The 17,589-nt window shown below is 68.4% G+C and carries 14 protein-coding genes; 10 read left to right on the forward strand and 4 right to left on the reverse strand.

What is annotated here, in order from left to right; genetic code table 11:
* Positions 1 to 106 precede the first annotated feature (106 nt).
* On the reverse strand, positions 107 to 1,852 hold the full coding sequence (locus F4X11_12560; protein ID MYN65842.1) for a hypothetical protein: 1,746 nt from the start codon (positions 1,850 to 1,852) through the stop codon (positions 107 to 109).
* Here F4X11_12560 and F4X11_12565 point away from each other — a divergent pair.
* The 4 genes from F4X11_12565 to F4X11_12580 all read left to right on the forward strand — a co-directional run bounded on the left by F4X11_12565 (position 1,713) and on the right by F4X11_12580 (position 6,712).
* Positions 1,713 to 3,437: an AAA family ATPase gene (locus tag F4X11_12565; GenBank protein MYN65843.1), complete on the forward strand. Its 1,725-nt coding sequence runs from the start codon at positions 1,713 to 1,715 to the stop codon at positions 3,435 to 3,437. The two genes, F4X11_12560 and F4X11_12565, sit on opposite strands and share 140 nt — an antisense overlap.
* Before the next feature lie 244 nt (positions 3,438 to 3,681).
* Complete coding sequence (locus tag F4X11_12570; protein MYN65844.1) at positions 3,682 to 4,008, forward strand: hypothetical protein; 327 nt, start codon at positions 3,682 to 3,684, stop codon at positions 4,006 to 4,008.
* A gap of 8 nt (positions 4,009 to 4,016) precedes the next feature.
* Positions 4,017 to 5,636 (forward strand): hypothetical protein, encoded by a 1,620-nt coding sequence (locus F4X11_12575; protein ID MYN65845.1) that lies wholly within the window; start codon positions 4,017 to 4,019, stop codon positions 5,634 to 5,636.
* Entirely contained in the window at positions 5,633 to 6,712 is a 1,080-nt protein-coding gene (locus F4X11_12580) for a M28 family peptidase (protein MYN65846.1), read from the forward strand. Before F4X11_12575 ends, F4X11_12580 begins: the two co-directional genes overlap by 4 nt.
* 26 nt (positions 6,713 to 6,738) lie before the next feature.
* Here F4X11_12580 and F4X11_12585 read toward each other — a convergent pair whose 3' ends face one another.
* Complete coding sequence (locus tag F4X11_12585; GenBank protein ID MYN65847.1) at positions 6,739 to 7,821, reverse strand: hypothetical protein; 1,083 nt, start codon at positions 7,819 to 7,821, stop codon at positions 6,739 to 6,741.
* A 53-nt stretch (positions 7,822 to 7,874) separates the two neighbouring features.
* Positions 7,875 to 11,462 carry a TM0106 family RecB-like putative nuclease gene (locus F4X11_12590; GenBank protein ID MYN65848.1) on the reverse strand — a complete coding sequence of 1,196 codons (3,588 nt, stop codon included), beginning with the start codon at positions 11,460 to 11,462 and terminating at the stop codon, positions 7,875 to 7,877.
* A 152-nt stretch (positions 11,463 to 11,614) separates the two neighbouring features.
* On the opposite strand from F4X11_12590, the gene F4X11_12595 reads away from it, so the two are divergent.
* Genes F4X11_12595 through F4X11_12620 form a run of 6 tightly spaced genes read left to right on the forward strand, consistent with a single transcriptional unit; the run spans position 11,615 to position 14,374 of the window.
* Complete coding sequence (locus F4X11_12595; GenBank protein ID MYN65849.1) at positions 11,615 to 11,869, forward strand: type II toxin-antitoxin system HicA family toxin; 255 nt, start codon at positions 11,615 to 11,617, stop codon at positions 11,867 to 11,869.
* Complete coding sequence (locus F4X11_12600) at positions 11,869 to 12,081, forward strand: type II toxin-antitoxin system HicB family antitoxin (protein MYN65850.1); 213 nt, start codon at positions 11,869 to 11,871, stop codon at positions 12,079 to 12,081. Before F4X11_12595 ends, F4X11_12600 begins: the two co-directional genes overlap by 1 nt.
* A gap of 49 nt (positions 12,082 to 12,130) precedes the next feature.
* Positions 12,131 to 12,928 carry a phytanoyl-CoA dioxygenase family protein gene (locus F4X11_12605; protein ID MYN65851.1) on the forward strand — a complete coding sequence of 266 codons (798 nt, stop codon included), beginning with the start codon at positions 12,131 to 12,133 and terminating at the stop codon, positions 12,926 to 12,928.
* Positions 12,929 to 12,941: 13 nt separating this feature from the next.
* Positions 12,942 to 13,196 (forward strand): hypothetical protein, encoded by a 255-nt coding sequence (locus F4X11_12610; GenBank protein MYN65852.1) that lies wholly within the window; start codon positions 12,942 to 12,944, stop codon positions 13,194 to 13,196.
* An 11-nt stretch (positions 13,197 to 13,207) separates the two neighbouring features.
* Positions 13,208 to 13,423, forward strand: coding sequence for a DUF2283 domain-containing protein (locus F4X11_12615; protein MYN65853.1), 216 nt, complete (start codon positions 13,208 to 13,210; stop codon positions 13,421 to 13,423).
* Positions 13,424 to 13,477: 54 nt separating this feature from the next.
* Positions 13,478 to 14,374, forward strand: a complete 897-nt coding sequence (locus tag F4X11_12620) for a restriction endonuclease (GenBank protein MYN65854.1) — start codon at positions 13,478 to 13,480, stop codon at positions 14,372 to 14,374.
* Positions 14,375 to 14,447: 73 nt separating this feature from the next.
* Here F4X11_12620 and F4X11_12625 read toward each other — a convergent pair whose 3' ends face one another.
* Positions 14,448 to 17,588, reverse strand: a complete 3,141-nt coding sequence (locus F4X11_12625) for an SMC family ATPase (GenBank protein MYN65855.1) — start codon at positions 17,586 to 17,588, stop codon at positions 14,448 to 14,450.
* Position 17,589 lies beyond the last annotated feature (1 nt).

Consider the following 17,589-nt stretch of genomic DNA (forward strand, 5'->3'; position numbering starts at 1 on the left):
GCCGCAGCGTGACGGCGCCGGCCGGCTCTTCGCCTGTACGAAGCTGCGGCCGTCGGCGGCGAGCCCCCGCCCGCCGGAGCGACGGCGGGCAGTGGTTCTCCGGTGCTCACACGAGCGGCTTGGTGTCCACGGTCACGGTCAGCACGTCGAGATCGTAGAACTGCTCGTGCCGCACTTCCTTCGCCACGTGGCGCAGGATGCGCGGCCCCACGTCCCTGAGCACCGAGTACTCCTCGTGCTCTTCGTCCAGCGCGTCGAGTCGGGCTTCCAGGTTGGCGCTGTCGGGGCCGCTCGCGAGCTCGATCTGCAGAAGGTCGTCCACCGGCCTCACTGCGACGCGGATCGGATGCGACTTCGACTCGGCCTGTCGGTCGAGCAGATACTGGAACGCTTCCTCGCCCGCCAGCTCGAGACGGCTGGTGGCGACGTCGTCCCAACCGGCGCGTTCCGCGGCGGCGTCCAGCACGGCGCGCAGCTTCGACTGCGACCGTACGCTCGGCTCCAGCACGATGTGTGGGCCGCGCTGTCCGAGGGACACGAGCAGGGTGAGGGCCATGGCGACGATGCCGCCGGCCGCCATGCCGTTGTCGAGCACGCCCCTGGACCATTCGGGCAGGTGGTCCGGGAAGATGACGCCGTACTGGAAGCCCAGGCCCATCCAGAACGAGATGCAGACGATGAGGCCCTTCTCGTAGTCGAACCCGCCCGTGGTGACCATGCGCACGCCCTGCCGGAACAGCAGGACGATGAAAATGAAGATGTACGCGCCGGCGACCGGGTCGGGTACTACCTGCAGCACCGCCGCGATCTTGGGTACGAACGCCGCCAGAACGATCATGATCCCGGCGTAGAGAGCGACGCGCCGCGCGGCCACGCCGGTCAGGTCGGCGATGGAGATGCTGCTGGAGTACGTCGTGTTCGGCACGGTACCGGCGAGGCCGGAGAGCAGGTTGCCGACGCCGTCCGCGTTCAACGCCCGTTGAACCACCTTGAAGTCCACCGGCACCGGGGTGCGGTGGGACACGCGCTGTATCGCGATGGCGTCGCCGTAGGTCTCGATGGCGCCGATGATCGTGACGATGATGAAGGGGACGAGCAAGCCGAAGAACCGCGCATCGAGCGACAGGTCCAGTCCGGGCCAGCCGGTCCGCGGCAGGCCGAACCAGCCGGCGTTCAGCAGCGGCGCCCAGTCGAGGATTCCGGCCAGGCCGGCGACTGAGGTTCCCACCAGAATGCCGATGAACGGGGCCCACAGGCGGGTCGCGCCGCGGGCGTAGAGCGACACCAGGGTGATGGCCGCGAAGGTCGCGAAGGCTACCAGCGGTCCGCTCATGGACAGGCGGTCGATGCCGGGGGGAACGCCGGCCAGCAGATCGGTCGTAATGGGAAAGACGTTGACGGCGAGCAGCATGATCACCGTACCGCCGACCGTCGGCGTGATGAGCCGGCGGAAGAACGACAACCGTGCGGAAAAGAAGAACTGCACCAGCGCCGAGGCGGCCACGAGCGTCCCCAGCAGCGGCAGGCCGCCGGTGGCCACCGCCGCCGCCGAAACGCCGATGAAGGCCCCTGACGTGCCCATGTAGAGGGGATAGCCGGCGCCTATCGGTCCTGCCGGTCGGGCCTGCAGGATGGTCGAGAGGCCGCTGACGGCCAGGGCCGCGAACACCGCCCACTCCAGTCCCTCCGGGTAGCCCGCCGCGTTCAGCACGATGATCGGGACGAGAATGATCCCGGTCAGGACGAGGGTGACGACCTGCAGACTGAGGCCGATCGTCAGTCCCTCCGACGGTGTTTCGTCCACCGCGTACCGCAGGCGGGAATTCGAGGTCGATGCATCACTTGCGCTCATCGAGTGGCAGCTCCGTTCACGTGTGCGCCGCAGTGCGCTTGCGGACGGTTCGAGAGTCGTGGGAACTATAGCGCAACGGGTTGGCACGTATGGCGCAACCTGGACTCCCGTCAAGCGCACCACGGCGCACGGTCAATCAACGAGCGGGTGCCGAGATCGACACATCCCTGCCGTATCGTCGACTCTGGTACGCCTCGTGCGTTCATGCACCCGACAGCGGCGTTGCGGCTGCATGGCCGAGTTGCCATGTAGAGTACCAGTGATGATCGACCGCATCGTCGTCGAGAACTTCAAGAGCCTGCGGCGGGTGGATCTGCGCCTGGGGCGAATGAACCTGTTCGTCGGCGCCAATGCCAGCGGCAAGTCGAACTTCCTCGACCTGCTCCGCGTGCTGCAGGGTATCGGCAACGGCTTCACCATCAGCGAGATTCTGGACGGCAAGCCGCGGAGCGCGACCAGCGCGGTGTGGGACGGCATCCGCGGCGGAAGCCGCCGGGCCTGCTTCGCGAGTGCCGCCGAGGGCCTCGGCGGCGGTGACGTGACCATCGAGGTGCATGGCAGGTTCGCGGGTGGCCCTGATTCGCCCCGGGTCGGAGTGCAGGAGCCGGATTCCCAGGGTGAGCTCGCATCGAATTGGGAACTCTTGATCGCATTCTCGCCGACGACGAGGGGCGTGACCCGAGAGCGCTTCAAGGTGGACACTGTCATCTACGACACCGATCGCGTCGAGGGCTTCTCGGAGAAGGACGCGAAGCTACGGATCTGGTGCCCGGTCGAAGGCTCACAAGGCTGGTCCGTGGAGTTGCAGCGCACAAGTCCCGCATTGGGGCAGCTCCAGCGAAGAGTGTGGCGCCTCGATTCCGGGCTAAGAGACGGTGCGTCATCGGAGCAGTCGGAAGAAGCGTGTGGAGCTTGCCGGTACCTCGCTCGCGGGGTGGCCAGGTTGCTGGCGAACATCCAACCGATAGAGCCTGAATTGTCGATGCTGCGCGCCTATTCGCAGGTTGCCGAGGTGCAGCGCATGGGCGAACGCGGCGAGGACTTCGCGGCCCTCGTTCAGACCCTATGTAAGGACGACAGGACGAAGGACGCCTACCTGTCCTGGCTTCGCCAGCTTCGTCCCGAGGAGGTCGATGACGTCGGCGTGCGGCAGGGCGCCATGGGCGAGCCGCTGTTCGTATTGAAGGAGAACGGCCGGGAGTTCCCCGCGGCAATCCTCAGCGACGGCACCCTGCGCTTCGCGGCGCTCGCGGCCGCGTTCTTCCAGCCGGACATGCCCGATCTGATGACGATAGAAGAGATCGAGAACGGGATTCACGCGAATCGTGCGCGACTGCTGCTGGAACTGCTGCGCAGCCAGTCTGCGGCGGCGAATACGCAGGTGGTCGCAACGACACATTCGGCGGCGGTGCTCGACTGGCTTGAGGAAGAGGACTATCGGACGACGTTCGTCTGCAGGCGGGACGAGGAGACGGGCGAGTCGCGGATTCGTGCGCTGGCGGACGTGCCGCGTTTCATCGACGTTGTGAAGAGGAAGCCGGTTTCCGAGCTGCTCTCGGAGGGCTGGCTGGAAGCGGCGCTGTGAGCTTCCGCGTACTCGTCATCCCGGAAGATCCGACTTGGAACGGGTACATCCTGAAGCCCCTGACCAAGAAGTTGATGGAGAGCGCGGGGAAAACCCAAGGCCAGGATAGAAGTGCTGTCCAAGCCGCACCTCCGCGGCTATGCGGACGCGCTGCGGGCCATTCGTGAGGAACTTCCCGACGGCTACGGATTTCTTCGACCTCTGGTTGTTCTTTCCTGACGCCGACCGCGCGGGGGAAGACGCAATGGCACGCCTGGAGGCTGACATCCAAGCCAGAGGTATCGCGCTGCTCTGCTGTCCCGCAGAGCCGGAGGTCGAGATCTACGTCTGCGTCGGGTTTCAGGACGATCTGCCGGGCGGTTGGCAGGATGCTCGCAGGCATCCTCGGATGAAGGAGGAAGTCTTCGGGCCGCTGCTGCAGAGGCACGGCGATCCAAGGCGGGCGGGCGGCGGCAGAGACCAGATGATCGAGAGGTCGCTTCAGAACCTGCAACGGCTGTTTCAGTTGTGTCCCGAGACGCAGCGGCTGCGAGATCGGATCGCGGCGCACGTCGAGGCGGCTGATGCATAATTGCAGCGATGACCATGAAGATTCCCACGTTGCGGTGCCTCGTTTTCCTCGTGACGGTCTCGGTGCTCGGCACCGCCGCGGCCGCCGCCCAGGACCTGCGGATCGTGACCGCCGCCGCGGATCAGGACCGGGAGGCGGTGCTCGCGCTCCTCGATGAGGGGATCGACGTCAACACGGCACGGCCCGACGGCGTGACCGCACTGCTCTGGGCGGCGCACCGGGACGACGTCGAGCTGGCGGAGCGGTTGCTCGCCGCCGGTGCCGACGTGAACGCGTCCGACGACCACGGCGTGACCGCTCTGGAGCGCGCGGCCGAGAACGCGAGCGTCGCCATGGTCGAGACGCTGTTGGCGGCGGGCGCCGACGTCGACGCGGCGCAGACCAGCGGGCTCACCCCCCTGATGACCGCTGCGCGAACCGGCGGCGCCGATGTGGTGCGCCGGCTCATCGCGGGCGGGGCGGACGCCAACGCCGCGGTGACCGCGACCGGGAGCACGGCGCTGATGTGGGCGGTCTCGGAACGGCATCCCGAGGTCGTGCGGCTGCTGCTCGCCGCGGGCGCCGACCCGCGCGCCTCGACGCTAAAGGGGTTCACGCCGCTGATGTACGCGGCCCGCAACGGCGACATCGCCGCCGCGGCGACGCTCATCGCGGCCGGCAGCGACGTCAACGAGCCGAGCGCCGACGGCACTCACGTGCTGCCGTTCTCGATAGTCAGCGGCCAGGACGCGTTCGCCCTGTACCTGCTGGACCAGGGCGCCGACCCCAACGGCGAGATGGGCGGCGTCTCCGCCCTGCACGCGGCGGCCGGCAACGTCAGTCCGTGGCTTCTCGAGTGGTATCGCCGCCACGGCCGCAACCGTCTCTATGCCGGTCTCGGGGGCGTGCGGTTGAGCGCGGCTCGCCGCCTTGCCCTGGTGGAGGCGCTGCTCGAGCGCGGGGCCGATCCGAACGGCCGGATCACCGCGTGGGCGATGATCATGAACTACATCGGCTATCCGCGTAAGGGCGCCTTCGAACCCTTCGCCTGCGGTACCGGCGACCTTCGCGGCGCGACCCCGCTATGGGTGGCGGCCTACGACATGAACGGCGCGCGGGGGCAGGCACACGTCTTCGCGGTGATGCCGAGCGCTACGACGACCGGCGTCGAGGTCATGCGGGCGTTGCTCGATGCGGGCGCCGACCTGCACCTGACGACCAGTGACGGGACGACTCCCCTGATGGCGGCGGCGGGTCTCGGCCCCGCCACCTACACGCCGCGCGAGCCCCGCGGCGTGCGAGCCCGCAGCTCGGAGCGCGCGGTCGAGTTCCTGCACCGCGCCGGCGCGGACATCAACGCCACCAACGAGGCGAACTTCACGGCGCTTCACGGCGCGGCGTTCCGCGGCATGAACGAGGTCATCGAGTACCTGGTGCAGAATGGCGCGGACATCGACGCCCGCGACTTCCGGGGCAGGACCGCCTACCGCATGGCCGAGGGCTCGAAGCAGTCGTTCCAGTTCCAGAGCTGGCCCGAGACGGCGGCGCTCCTCGCCCGGCTGGGGGCCAACACCGAGCTCGGGATCCCCGGCACGGTCCAGGAACGGCTGCGCGACATCCCGGTCGACGCCGCGAACGACCAGCCGTGACGCTGCGCGCAACGGGACGACCAAAGAAGGCGCCGCCCGGCTATCCGTGGGAGGTGGTCGGCAGCACGCCGTACGCCGAGTCGTTCGACCTCGTGGCGGCCGACGACAACCTGAGCCGCGCCACGATCGAGGGCTGGGTCCAGCGTGCCACTGCCGAGGCCTTGTTCGAGATGGCGGGGCTCGACTTCGAGGAGGCGAAGCAGCAGGCGGCCTACCGCACGTTCGAGCCCATTCCGCTCGGGGTGACCGGGTCGCTGCGGATTCGGAACGAGCTGCGGCGCATCGACTCGCAGAACGTCATTGCGAAGATCGAGGGCAGCGGGGCCCCCGACGAGGTCGTCATGTACGTCGCCCACTGGGACCACATGGGCGTCGACCCGAGCCTGGAAGGCGATCAGATCTTCAACGGGGCGGCCGACAACGCCACCGGCACCGCCGGGCTCATCGAGATCGCGCGCGCGTTCACCCATGCGGAGGAGCCGCCGCGCCGGTCGATTCTGTTCCTCGCGGTGACGGCCGAGGAGCAGGGCCTGCTCGGATCGCGGCACTACGGGGAGAACCCGCTCTACCCGGCCGCGCAGACCGTCGCCGCGATCAATATGGACGTCCTCAACCAGTGGGGTCGGACGCGCGACATGACCATCGTCGGGGTGGGCCAGTCGGAGCTGGACGACGTGGCCGCCGACGTGGCCGCGCGCCTCGGACGCACCCTGGCGCCGGATCCGGAACCGGAGAAGGGCTTTCTACTACCGGTCGGACCACTTTTCGTTCGCCAAGGCGGGCATCCCCGCGTTCTACGGCGACCCCGGCGTGGAGTACATCGACAAGCCGGAGGGCTACGGCATCGAGAAGCGCACGGAGTACACGGTGAACGACTACCACAAGGTGTCGGACGAGGTGAAGCCCGACTGGGACCTGTCGGGGGCGCTCGAGGACCTGACGTTCATGTACCACATGGGCGCCCGGCTCGCGGCGACCGACGAGTGGCCGGTGTGGAGCGAGACCAGCGAGTTCCGGGCGATCAGGGAGGCGCAGCGGCCGCAGTAGGGACGGGAGCGCCGACCGGGACGGCGTGAAATCGCGCTGCCCCGAGTCGGTCGCCTCAGCGGACCCGATGGCTGAGGCGGCGCCAGAAATCCGCTTCGTCGGTCGCGGCCAGCGCCGCCGCCGTCACCGTATCTCGCGGCGTGTCGACGAGGGTCGGTGCGCGCTGCATGAACGCGTCCGACACCCGCTTTCCGCGCGCTTGCAGCAGGCTCTGCACGGTCGCCGCCAGTTCCTCGGCGCGACCTTTCGCGAGGCCTTCCGCGTGACCCTGTGCAACGCCTTCCGCGCGGCCCTTTGCGACACCTTCGGCACGACCCTGCGCGACGCCTTCCGCCAGCTTGCGTTCGCCCAGCACGCGCCACAGCGGATCGTCGTCGGGACCGGTTCCCTCCCGCTCGCCGAGCGTCCGTCCCACGCGCTCCAGCACCCGGTAGGTCGCGGCCGACGACACCAGCTCGGTCAATGCGGCGTGGATTTCCTTCGCCGTCCAGCCCGGAAACGCCCCGCTCGTCCGCGCGTACTGGAACCGGCCGTTCACCAGCCGATGAATCGTCAACCCGGCGGGACGCCGCCGCGTGGCCCCCGGCGGCACGACCACCCACAGCTCGGGGAAGCCCCACGCCTCGTAGAGCAGCAGCTTGCCGGGTCGCACGTCGGTTGTATGGTCCACCTCGAGCACCACGTCCGGGAAGTCGTTCTCGCCGATAATCAGGGACTTCACGGGCGTCGCAGCGCGCGTCGGGTGCAGGTAGAGCGTCTCGTCGGCCTCCATCGCCCGCTGGGCCCGGCCGTCGGCATCCCGCACCAGCAGGGTGACCGATCCGTACGAGATGATCGGCGTGCCGCGCACCGAGGCGATTCGTTCCGCCAGGTGGGGTAGCCGCCGCGAGGTTCCTTCGTGAACGCCGTACTTGTCGGCAACCACCCAGGCGGTCCCGGTCCGGGCGTCCCAGTGCTCGATGCGGTCGTCGAAATCCGCGAACTCCTCCCGCGTGAGCGAGATGGGCTGGCAGCCCGGGAACCGGAGCGCCTCGTAGTCCACCGACTCGCCGCGCGGCGGGTCAGAGGCCGTTGCGTCTGGTGTTTGTGTTCCGTCGCCGCCGCGCGCGGACAGCGGCGGCAGGTCCGCGTGAGGCATTCCCCATGTTAGCACCGGGGGAGGCGCGTGGAATCGGAGAGAAGAGGCGCGGATCAGGGTGCTGAGAGTGTGGTTTTCGCCAACTCCAGGAAGCGGCAGAAGGGGTTGGCCAGGCGCATCTGTTCCGGGGTGCGGCAGTCCGGCGTGAGGAGGTCGGGACTGGCGACGATGGCCGCCACGCAGCGGGCGCGGGAGGTGGCGACGTTGAGGCGGTGCAGGCTGTAGAGGAACGCCATCCCGCGCGGCGCCTCGTCGGCGGTCGAGGTGGCCATCGAGTAGATGGCGATCGACGCCTCCTGTCCCTGGAACTTGTCCACGGTGCCGACCCGTGCGCCTTCCGGCAGCGCCGCCCGCAGGGCTGCGACGTGCGCGTTATAGGGCGCCACGACCAGGATGTCCCGCAGCGTCAGCAGCTTCTGTTCACCTTCCTTGTCGATCCAGGCCGCGCCGGCGGCGAGCAGCTCGCCGAACAGCGCCGCGACGCGGTCGGCTTCCTCCGTTGAGGCGTTCGTGTTGCCGGCGTGCTCCACCGGTACGAAACGCAGGCCGTGTCCCGCCAGCGGGCCCGGTCCGACCACCGTCTGCCGAGCCAGCTCCGGGCGCGTGCCGAGCCGGCCCTCGTAGAACTGTTCCGTCGTGAACGCGCAGACTTCGGGGTGCATGCGCCAGGTGTGCTCGAGGAAGACGCCGCGGGACGGGCCGACGGTTGCCGATTCGCCCAGCAGGTGGCCGAGCGCCGAGACGTCGGCGCCGGGCGGGTGGACGCCCTGGATCGGCTGATCGAGCTGGCGCGGGTCGCCGAGCAGCACCAAGCTCTGCGCTGCCTGGCAGACGGCGAGGGTGTTGGCGAGGCTCATCTGGCCCGCCTCGTCGATCACCAGCACGTCCACCGCGTCGGCCATCTCCGGGCGGGACCACAGCCATGCGGTGCCGCCGGCGAGGTTGGCGTCGCCATTGGAGAGCGCCTCGGCCACTGTTTCGTTCGAGTGGGTCCGGACGATGCGTTCGTCCGGGCAGCCGTCGCCGTCGTTGGCCTTCTGGATCCCCCGGACATCGACAGCCGCGGGCTCGGCCGCCACGCCGCTTTGCTCGCGCCCGGGCCGCGCTCCTTCGCCGGGGCGCTCGTCCATCGCCCTGCACACGGCGCCGAGCAGGTTGGAGATCACCTTGTGGCTGTTGGCCGTCACGCCGACCCGCTTTCCGCCGGCCAGCAGGTCGAGGATCATCCGCGCGCCGGTGTAGGTCTTGCCGCTGCCGGGCGGTCCCTGCACCGGGAGGACGGAGCGGTCCAGCCGCGGGGCGATCCGCCGGACCGCATCCAGCGGTGCTTCTTCGGGAGCGACGAGGTTTTCGAGAGCAACGGCGTCTTCGGGAGCGGCGCCGTCCTCCAGAGGGAAGAGGCTCAGTGGATTGGCTCGAGGCTTCGCCGTCTCGAGACGCGGCGGCACGCGCCGCAGCAGGTCGAAGGCAGCACGACGCGCGCTCTCCGCCGCGAACCCGTCGGACGCCATGTCCCGGCCGAGGCGGAGCAGGCTGTCCCGCAACACCTGGCTGTTGACGGCGTCGAGCGGAACCAGTGCGGTCGGCTGGGGAACGGGCGAGTTGCGCCCGCGCTTCAGATCGATCGTGCGCTCCGCTTCGTCGAGCGCAACCACTGTCCCGCAGAAACCCCGCTTGCGCTCGTCGGATTCGGCGGTGTCGGGGTTCTTCGGCGAGTCACCCACCTCGATCTCGTGCGTCTGCTCCGGGAAGCGGTATCGATGGACGATCGACTTCTTGACCTGCCCCACCTCGCCCACGTAGCTGAGCGCGCCGAGCGTCGCCCGGCTGGCCACGTGCTCCTCCGCGCTGAAGCCGCAGCGGTCGAAGAACTCCCACCACATGGACTTCTCCTCGCGCCGGTGGAACTCCAGCAGGTGCGCCAGCAGCCGCCGCCCACGCTGCTCGTCGTCGAGTCCGTCGTCTCCCTCCGGCAGTCCAGCGGTGAGCGCCTCGAACAGCGCCGCGATCTCCGCCGCCGATTCCCGCTCCTGGTCGCGTTCTTCGTCCCGTACCGCGGGCCGCGGCACTGGCTGTCCTGTCAACGCCTCCAGATCGTGCCGGCATCCCGCCAGCCACTCGGCCAGCCGCAGCGTCGACAGGCAGTCGTCGCGGTTGTAGCCCTCTATCTCGGCGCGGAGGGCGTTCGCCGTGCCGTGCGCCTCGCCCGACTCCAGCGCCGCCTCGAACCGGACCAGCGCCCGTGTTGCGGTCGTCAGGTCGATCCGGCGCACGAAGCCGTAGAACGGCTCCAGCTTCTTGATGGAGTACCCCTCGACCGAGGCGCGCAGCCCCTGGCGGACCACCCGGTGCAGGTCGACGAAGACGCGCCCGCGCAGCAGCCGATCCACCTCTTCCTCGCGGGTGGCGTAGCGGCTCATCAGGCGCTTGACCGCGGTCGTCTCGTAGGCGCCGTAGTGGTAGATGTGGAAGCCCGGATACTCCCGCCAGCGCGCCGTGACGCGGTCGATGAAACGCTCGAACGCACGCTTCTCGGCCGGTTCGTCGAGCGCCCAGCAGCCGTCGTATCTGCCGTGCCGATCCGCGGCCCCGAAGAGGTACTCGAACCCGCCGTTCATTGCGAAGGCATCGCCTTCGAGATCGAAGAAGAGGTCGCCCGGCGAGGTTTCCGGCAGCGCGGCGAGTCCCTTGTCTTCCTGGACCGGCGTGATCAGCTCGTGCATGCGCCGGCCTTCACGCCGTCCCTGATCCTGGATGCGCGCCTGCTCCCGGATCCGAAGCAGCGCGTCGTGGCTCACGCCGTCCGGCGGCGGAGACGCCGTCGGGTCGAGCGCCCCGAGACCCGCCATCGTCGTCACGCCCCGGTCGACCAGCTTGCGCCGCTGCCTGCGCGTGATCCCGGCGACCAGCGACAGGTGATCGTCAGTGCGTCGGCGATCCGCACAGCCCTGCTTCCAGTCGCAGAGCGCACAATGGTCGACCGGCTCCGGATAGGTGTCCGGCGGCTCCGCCGCGTGCGCCTCGAAGCGCCGGCGGACGGCGCGGTAGTACGCGGAGTACTCCACGACCGGGAAGCTTGCTTCTCGAGGCCCGTCGCTGCCGCCGAGCGCCATGTGCATTCGCTCCGGCGTGGTGCCTTGCACCTGGGCCAGCAGGTCCGAATACAGCAGAAGCTGGAGCAGCGCCTCGCCCTTTGCGACGCGGGCCAGCTTCGCGTCGAGCACCTCGTACGACCAGCCGCCCAGCGCGCTTGCTTCGTCCACCCGGAGCAGGAAATCGGGATAGCCGCTCCACTGCCCGTCGTCGTCTTGCAGGCGCCCCTGGTAGACGACGTCGACCCCGCGCCGCATCGTTTCCCGGGTGCGCGCCGCGGCTTCCTCCGGGTCGCGCTCCGAGAACGGCGACTCGGGTGGCGTGACGATTTCCACGGCGCGGCCTTCTGCCGCGAACCGTTCCAGAAGGCGCCGTTCGTGCTCGATCCCGCGTTGCTTCAGGACCTCCGCGCGGGGGTCGTCGTACGGCGTCGGCCGCTCGATCTCCCCGAGCGCGGCGGCGCGGCGCAGGCCCGTCAGGTGGGCACAGGAGAGGTGGCGGCTGAGGTCGGTGGCGGAGAACAGGAGTCGGCCGTCGGCGTGGCGCATCGGGCGGGACGATAGCACGGGTTGTGACGGAGGACCGGTCACGCGGGCCTCGCGATGGGATCCGGATCGTTAGAGGCCATGTCCGGCGGCGTCTGGTACGATTCCGTCGTGGTGGGAGCTGCGATGAACCGTGGACCGGACGGCGCGACCGCATGAGCCGAAGCCGGCTGCTTCTACAGCGGATTCTCGCCGGTCGCTCGGATGCGAATCTGCGCTTCGACGACCTGCGTGTCTTGCTCCGGGAACTTGGATTCATCGAACGCGTGCGGGGAAGCCATCACATATTCAGGAGGGAGGGTGTTACCGAGAGAATCAACTTGCAGCGTGACAATGGCCAGGCCAAGCCCTATCAGGTGCGGCAGGTGCGTCACGTGATCCTGAAGTACGGGCTGAAGGTGAACGAGTGATGTACAAGTACGAGATCATTCTCTACTGGAGCAAGGTCGATGGCGTGTTCGTTGCCGAGGTGCCCGAGCTTCCCGGGTGCATGGCGCACGGCGACACGCAGGAAGCCGCTCTCGGTAATGTCAACGAGGCGATGGAACTCTGGATCGATACGGCGAGAGAATCAGGTGACCCCATACCGGAGCCCAAGGGTGAACGTCTGATGTTGGCATAGCGAAGACGGCCGCCGCTCATCGTGTCGAGCATCCGGGAGGGGGGCTGTCGTGAGGGTGGAAGGACTCGCGGCCCGGGTCACGCCCGACTCGTGTCGGGACCCGGTGCCGGGACCAGATTGGTTCGGTACGTTGGCCGAATGGAGCGTTCTCGATTCGGATGCCGTCTCGGAGTTGCAGGAACGTGGCTTTGCGATCCTTCCCAGCGCGGTGCCGTCCGGCGAGATGGAACAGTTGGTTGCTGCCTACCACCGGGTGGAGGCTTTGGCGACGGGCGACGACGTCAGTATCGGCAGCACTTCGACGAGGGTGACCGACTTCGTCAATCGCGGGGCGGAGTTCGGTCGACTGTACGTGTTGCCGCAGCTGCTCGACGCGTGCTGCCGCGTCATCGCAAGACCGTTCAAGCTCAGCACGCTGCACGCACGGACGCTGCCGCCGGGCGCGGCCGCCCAGGCCCTGCACGTCGACGTAGGGCGACACTCGTCCGAGTGGCCGCTCATGGGCTTCATCCTGAGGGTCGATGACTTTCGGCCGGACAACGGCGCGACGCGGTTCGTTCCGGGTTCGCATCGGTGGCCACGTGCGCCCCGGGACTCGATGGCCGATGTGACGGTAGAACACGACGAGCAGGTATTGGCCTGCGGCTCTGCCGGGTCGCTGGTGGTCTTCAACGGGTCGACGTGGCACGGCCACACGGCCAATGTATCGAACGAGCCGCGACGATCGCTCCAGGGCGCGTTCGTTCCCCGGGACGGTCGCGCAGCAACCGACTTCGCGGCCCGCATGCAATCGGAGACGCGCAAACGGCTTGGCCCGCTCGCGCGGTACGTGCTTGCGCTAGGATGATTGAGGGTCTCTCGTGCATCTTGATGACGATTCACTGCTCGCCGAACCGGGCATCCGGCGAGCGTTCGCCACGGCGCTGTATCGCGACCGCAGCCTGTCGCTCGGACAGGCCGCGCGATTCTCGGAGCTCAGCATCGCCGAGTTCATCCGGCACGTGTCTCGGCTCGGGATTCCTGTCGTCGGTGGCACTTCGGACACCGTCCGCGAGGACGCCGAGGCGATCATCGAATGGCGGGGCGGCTCGTCGCAGCCGACGCGAGCCCGTTGATAGGCCCTGTCATGAAGCTGCACTACTACGCCGACACCGATAGTCTTTATGTTGAGTTGAAGTCATCATCAGGGACGGAGACGCGCGAGGTCGCGAGTGGGTTCAACGTTGACCTCGATGCCAACGGAGAGGTCGTGGGGTTCGACATCGACCATGCCTCCAGGCGCCTCGAGCTCTCGACGCTGGAGACGAGAGCGCTGCCCATCCAGGTGTACAGGGCCGGGTGAAGGCGTGTTGACCAAGCGCCCCTGGAGAGTGTGACTCGGACGTCAGGAGACAAGATGGCGATTCCGGACTACCAGACCATCATGTTGCCTTTGCTTGAAGTGGCTGGGGACAACGAGGTTCATCGGGTTCGGGATGCGGTGGACGATCTTGCCGAGCGCTTCAGGCTCACCGAGGAGGAGAGGCAACAACTGATGCCTGATGGCCGGCGGGCCAGATTCAAGTACAACGTCGCCTGGTCCCGAACCTACCTGAAGAAGGCTGGTCTGCTGGAGGATCCTCGGCGCGGAGAATTCCGGATCACCCAACGAGGTCGTAAGGTTCTTGCTGGCAAGCCCGCTAGAATCGACACCAAGCTCCTTCAGAAGTTCAAGGAGTTCAAGGACTTCATCGGCAAGGACCAGTCGTCAATGCAAGGGGGGACAGACCCCGAGTTGACGCCGGAGGAGGCTATACAGGCTGCTCACACGACGCTGCAAAAGAGTCTTGCAGCAGACCTTCTCGATCAAGTGAAACGGGCGTCTCCTGCCTTCTTTGAGCAGCTTGTAGTAGATGTCCTGGTCCACATGGGCTACGGAGGTTCGCGGCAGGAAGCGGGGGAGGCCATCGGGCAGGCGGGAGACGAAGGCATCGACGGCATCATCAAGGAGGACCGTCTGGGTCTGGACATCATCTACATTCAAGCCAAGCGTTGGGCGAATACCGTGGGGCGTCCTGAGGTGCAGAGGTTTGCCGGCGCCCTGGCAGGAAAACGAGCACGCAAGGGCGTCTTCATAACAACGTCCTCGTTCTCCGGCGAGGCGGTAGCCTATGCGGCCAGCATTGAGACCAAGGTAATCCTCATCGCGGGGGCACAGCTCGCGGAGTTGATGATCGACTATGGGGTCGGCGTCACGACCGAAGCCACGTACGAGCTGAAGCGAATCGATGCGGACTACTTTGCCGATGAATGACCACGGATGGTCGTATCCAAGGCTGACGGAAGACGAAACCTCAGAAAGTGAGCCGATGTGTGGCGTCGGTGCGTCACTCCAGCAGACCGGCCATCGCGGTTGCCGCATCGAGGCCGCCGTCCGACTCGGAGAGATGCTGCCGCTGCGTGCCGGTGAGCCACTCCACCTGGCTGCCGGTGGCATGGCGTGTCACCGCGAGGACGTGTTCGACCTGTTCCGCTACCGCGCGGACGTGGGAGATCACGCCCACCATGCGGCCGCCGGCCGCTACGGTGTTCAGCGCTTCGACCGCCGTGTCGAGATTGTTGCGATCCAGAGAGCCGAATCCCTCGTCCAGGAACAGCGATTCCAGCCGGCCGCCGCTGCGCGCCATCATCTCGACCATGCCGAGCGCGAGCGACAGCGAGGCGATGAACTGTTCGCCGCCGGACAGGCTGGCCGGGGATCGGTCCTGGCCGGAATCCGCATCCAGCACGCGCCACTGTTCGTCGGCGTCGCCGGGATCCACGAAAGCGTACTTGCCGTTGCTCATCTCGCCGAGCATCCGCGACGCGTGAACCAGGAGGCGTCGCGAGCGCCGTAGCGTCAGCCATTTCAGGAAGGCGCCCGGCTTCAGGGCGTCCTCCAGGTCGCCCAGCGCCCGTTCCCTTCCCAGAACCTCCTGGAGCAGCGTGCGCAGGCGGCGGACGTCGTCGATGATCGCTGCGAAGTGCTCTGCCGACTCCCTGGCGCGGCGCTCGGCGAAGCGGGCGTCGTCGGCCCGCGCGCGTGCGGCGGCCACGACCGCCTCGATATCGCGGACGTCGATCTCGGCGCCCAGCCGTTCGGCGAGGGCGGCGAGCGCCTCGCGGGCGGCGGCGGCCTTGTCGGAAGCGGCCCGTGAATGCTCGTCGGCGGAGCGGGCCGTCCCCGCGGCCTGCCTGCCGATCTCGCCGATATGCGACTCCAGCGCCGCCGCGTTTCTCGCCGAGACGGCCGCGGGGACGTTCGTGTCGAGGCCCAGCCGGCTGACCGACTCGACGAGGAGGTCGCGGTGGGCATGGAGGTCCGCGACCAGCGCGTCGATGGGCGCGTCAACGTCGTTCGCCCGCCGGGTCGCCAGCGTCGAGCGGGCTTCTCGAACGCCGTCGAGCTCATGTCGCAGGCGGTCCTGCTCGCGCTTTCGCGCCCCCAGGACCTGGGCGCGCTGCTGTGCCGACCCGGTCCGCTCGCCGACTGGGCCCAGATCCACTTCGTGCAGATCCGCAACGTCGGCAGGCAGATCCAGGCCGGGCCGGAACGGCTGCGGAATGGTCCGTATCGTCGCAAGTAGTCTCTCCAGGGCTTTCTCACCGGTTCGCCGGGTACGCTCGACCAGCGCTCTCGCGTTGGAGGCGGCCTCCTGAGCCACGCCCGCGGCCTTGTCCTGCCGGGTAGCGTTCTCCCGCAAGTCCTCGCCGACGCGATCGTGCTCGGCCAGGCGCTCGGCGGTCTCCTTGCGCGTTGCCTCCAGAGGGGCGATCAAGGCGTCCCGCGTGGGAAGCGGTGCGGCGGTGTCGAGTTCGACTTCCCGCGCCAACTCCTGCAGAGCGTTCCGGAATCGAGTCCCGGACGCGGTGCGTCTGGCCTCGGTGTCGGCCATCTGGCGTTGGATACCTTTTCGCTCGGCGTCGAGTGACGTTGCCCGGCCGGCTGCTTTTCTCGCGGCATCGTGCGCCGCCTTGGCGACCTGCCGGGCCTCGGTGAGTCTCATGCCGTCGGGCGCCTCCCAGTCGGCGGTGAGACGGCGGCGGCAGATCGGACAGGCGTCGCCCGGGTGCAGATCGTGCGCCGCGGCCGCCGCCGATTCCGCACGCTGCGCGACGGCCAGATGCTCGTCGGCGCTTGCGGCCTCCAGCGTCGCGCGGCGCTCCGACTCCCGTGCCGATTCCAGCCCTCGCCCGCAATCGGCTTCCTCCGTCCGGAGTACATCTGCCTGCTTGCGGACGTGGTCCAGCTCGGCGGCAAGCTCGGCGCAGCGAGCGTGTTTTTGCTCGACGGAGGCCCGGCGCTCGTTCGCCGTCCGCGCGGCCTCGTCCAGAGGCGGGCGTTTGGCGGCGTGTTCCTCGTCCTGCTTCTCCGCGTCCGCAGCGCTCTCGGCCGCGTGCTGTGCCTCGGTCTGCGTCTTCGCCGCGTCCTCCACGCTGGCGCGGAGCGTGGCGGCGGCTTCCTCACCGGCCTTCGCGAGGGAGGGCAGGCCTTGCAGCGTTGTCAGGGCCGCCGTGACCGCTTCGCTTGTCGGGCCGTCGTCGGCCGGGATGCGAGCCAGTGCGTCCTCCAGGTGCGCCTGACGCTCCTTCAGTGCCGCGTCTTCCGCGGCGAGCTGTCGTTCGATGGCAGCGATGGGCGCCAGCCGGCCGGCGGCCTGCTCGGTATCCAGAGCGCGCAGCCGCTCGGCGACGTCGGAGGCCGTTTGCCGCGCCTTGTCCGCCGCCAATACGGCCTCGCGGCCGGCGGATGCCGCCTGCTCGTCGTCGGATGCCGCCGCCGCCAGCCGTCGGGCCGTCTCCGCGGTCTCCTGGAGGTGCTTCAGATGAGATGCAGGATCTTCCGGATACCCCGACGCGGCCTGCTCCAGTTGAATCCGCAGCGTCTCGGTCTCCCGCCGCGCCTTGCCGGCCAGCTCTCCGGCCTCCTCCAGCTCGTCGGTGCGCCATACCTGCCGCAGTATTCGGCTCCGGTCGCGCGGCTCGTCCTCCACCAGCAGGCGCGCGAAACGGCCTTGTGGGAGGACGACGGTGCGCAGGAAGGCATCGCTGTCGAGTCCCAGGAGTTCCTCGATGCGCTCGTTGACGCGCCGGACCTGCTCGACCTGCTCGACCGTCGCGTCGTCGTCGCCGACTCGCCGAAGCAGTGCCCGTACCTGGCCGACGTCGCCCTGGCCGCCGCGTCGCAGCGTACGGGTCACCTCCCAGGTCTCGCCGGATACCCGGAACCGCAGCACGACCCGCAGGTGGACCGACGTGTCGTTCATCAGCTCCTGGTTGGCGCGCGCCGTGAATGTCGTTTGCCCGTACAGCGCGTAAGTGATCGCCTCCAGGATCGAGGACTTGCCCGCCCCGGTGTCGCCGACGATGGCGATGTGGTCGCGGCCGGTGAAATCGATGGTCGGCCTGCGGGGGGTGGTGCCGCCGTCCTGCGCGGGCGGTGTCCGGAACGACCGCAGCCCTTCGATGGTGAGCTGGAGGGGGCGCATC

Source organism: Acidobacteriota bacterium (assembly GCA_009861545.1).
Lineage (GTDB): Bacteria > Acidobacteriota > Vicinamibacteria > Vicinamibacterales > UBA8438 > WTFV01.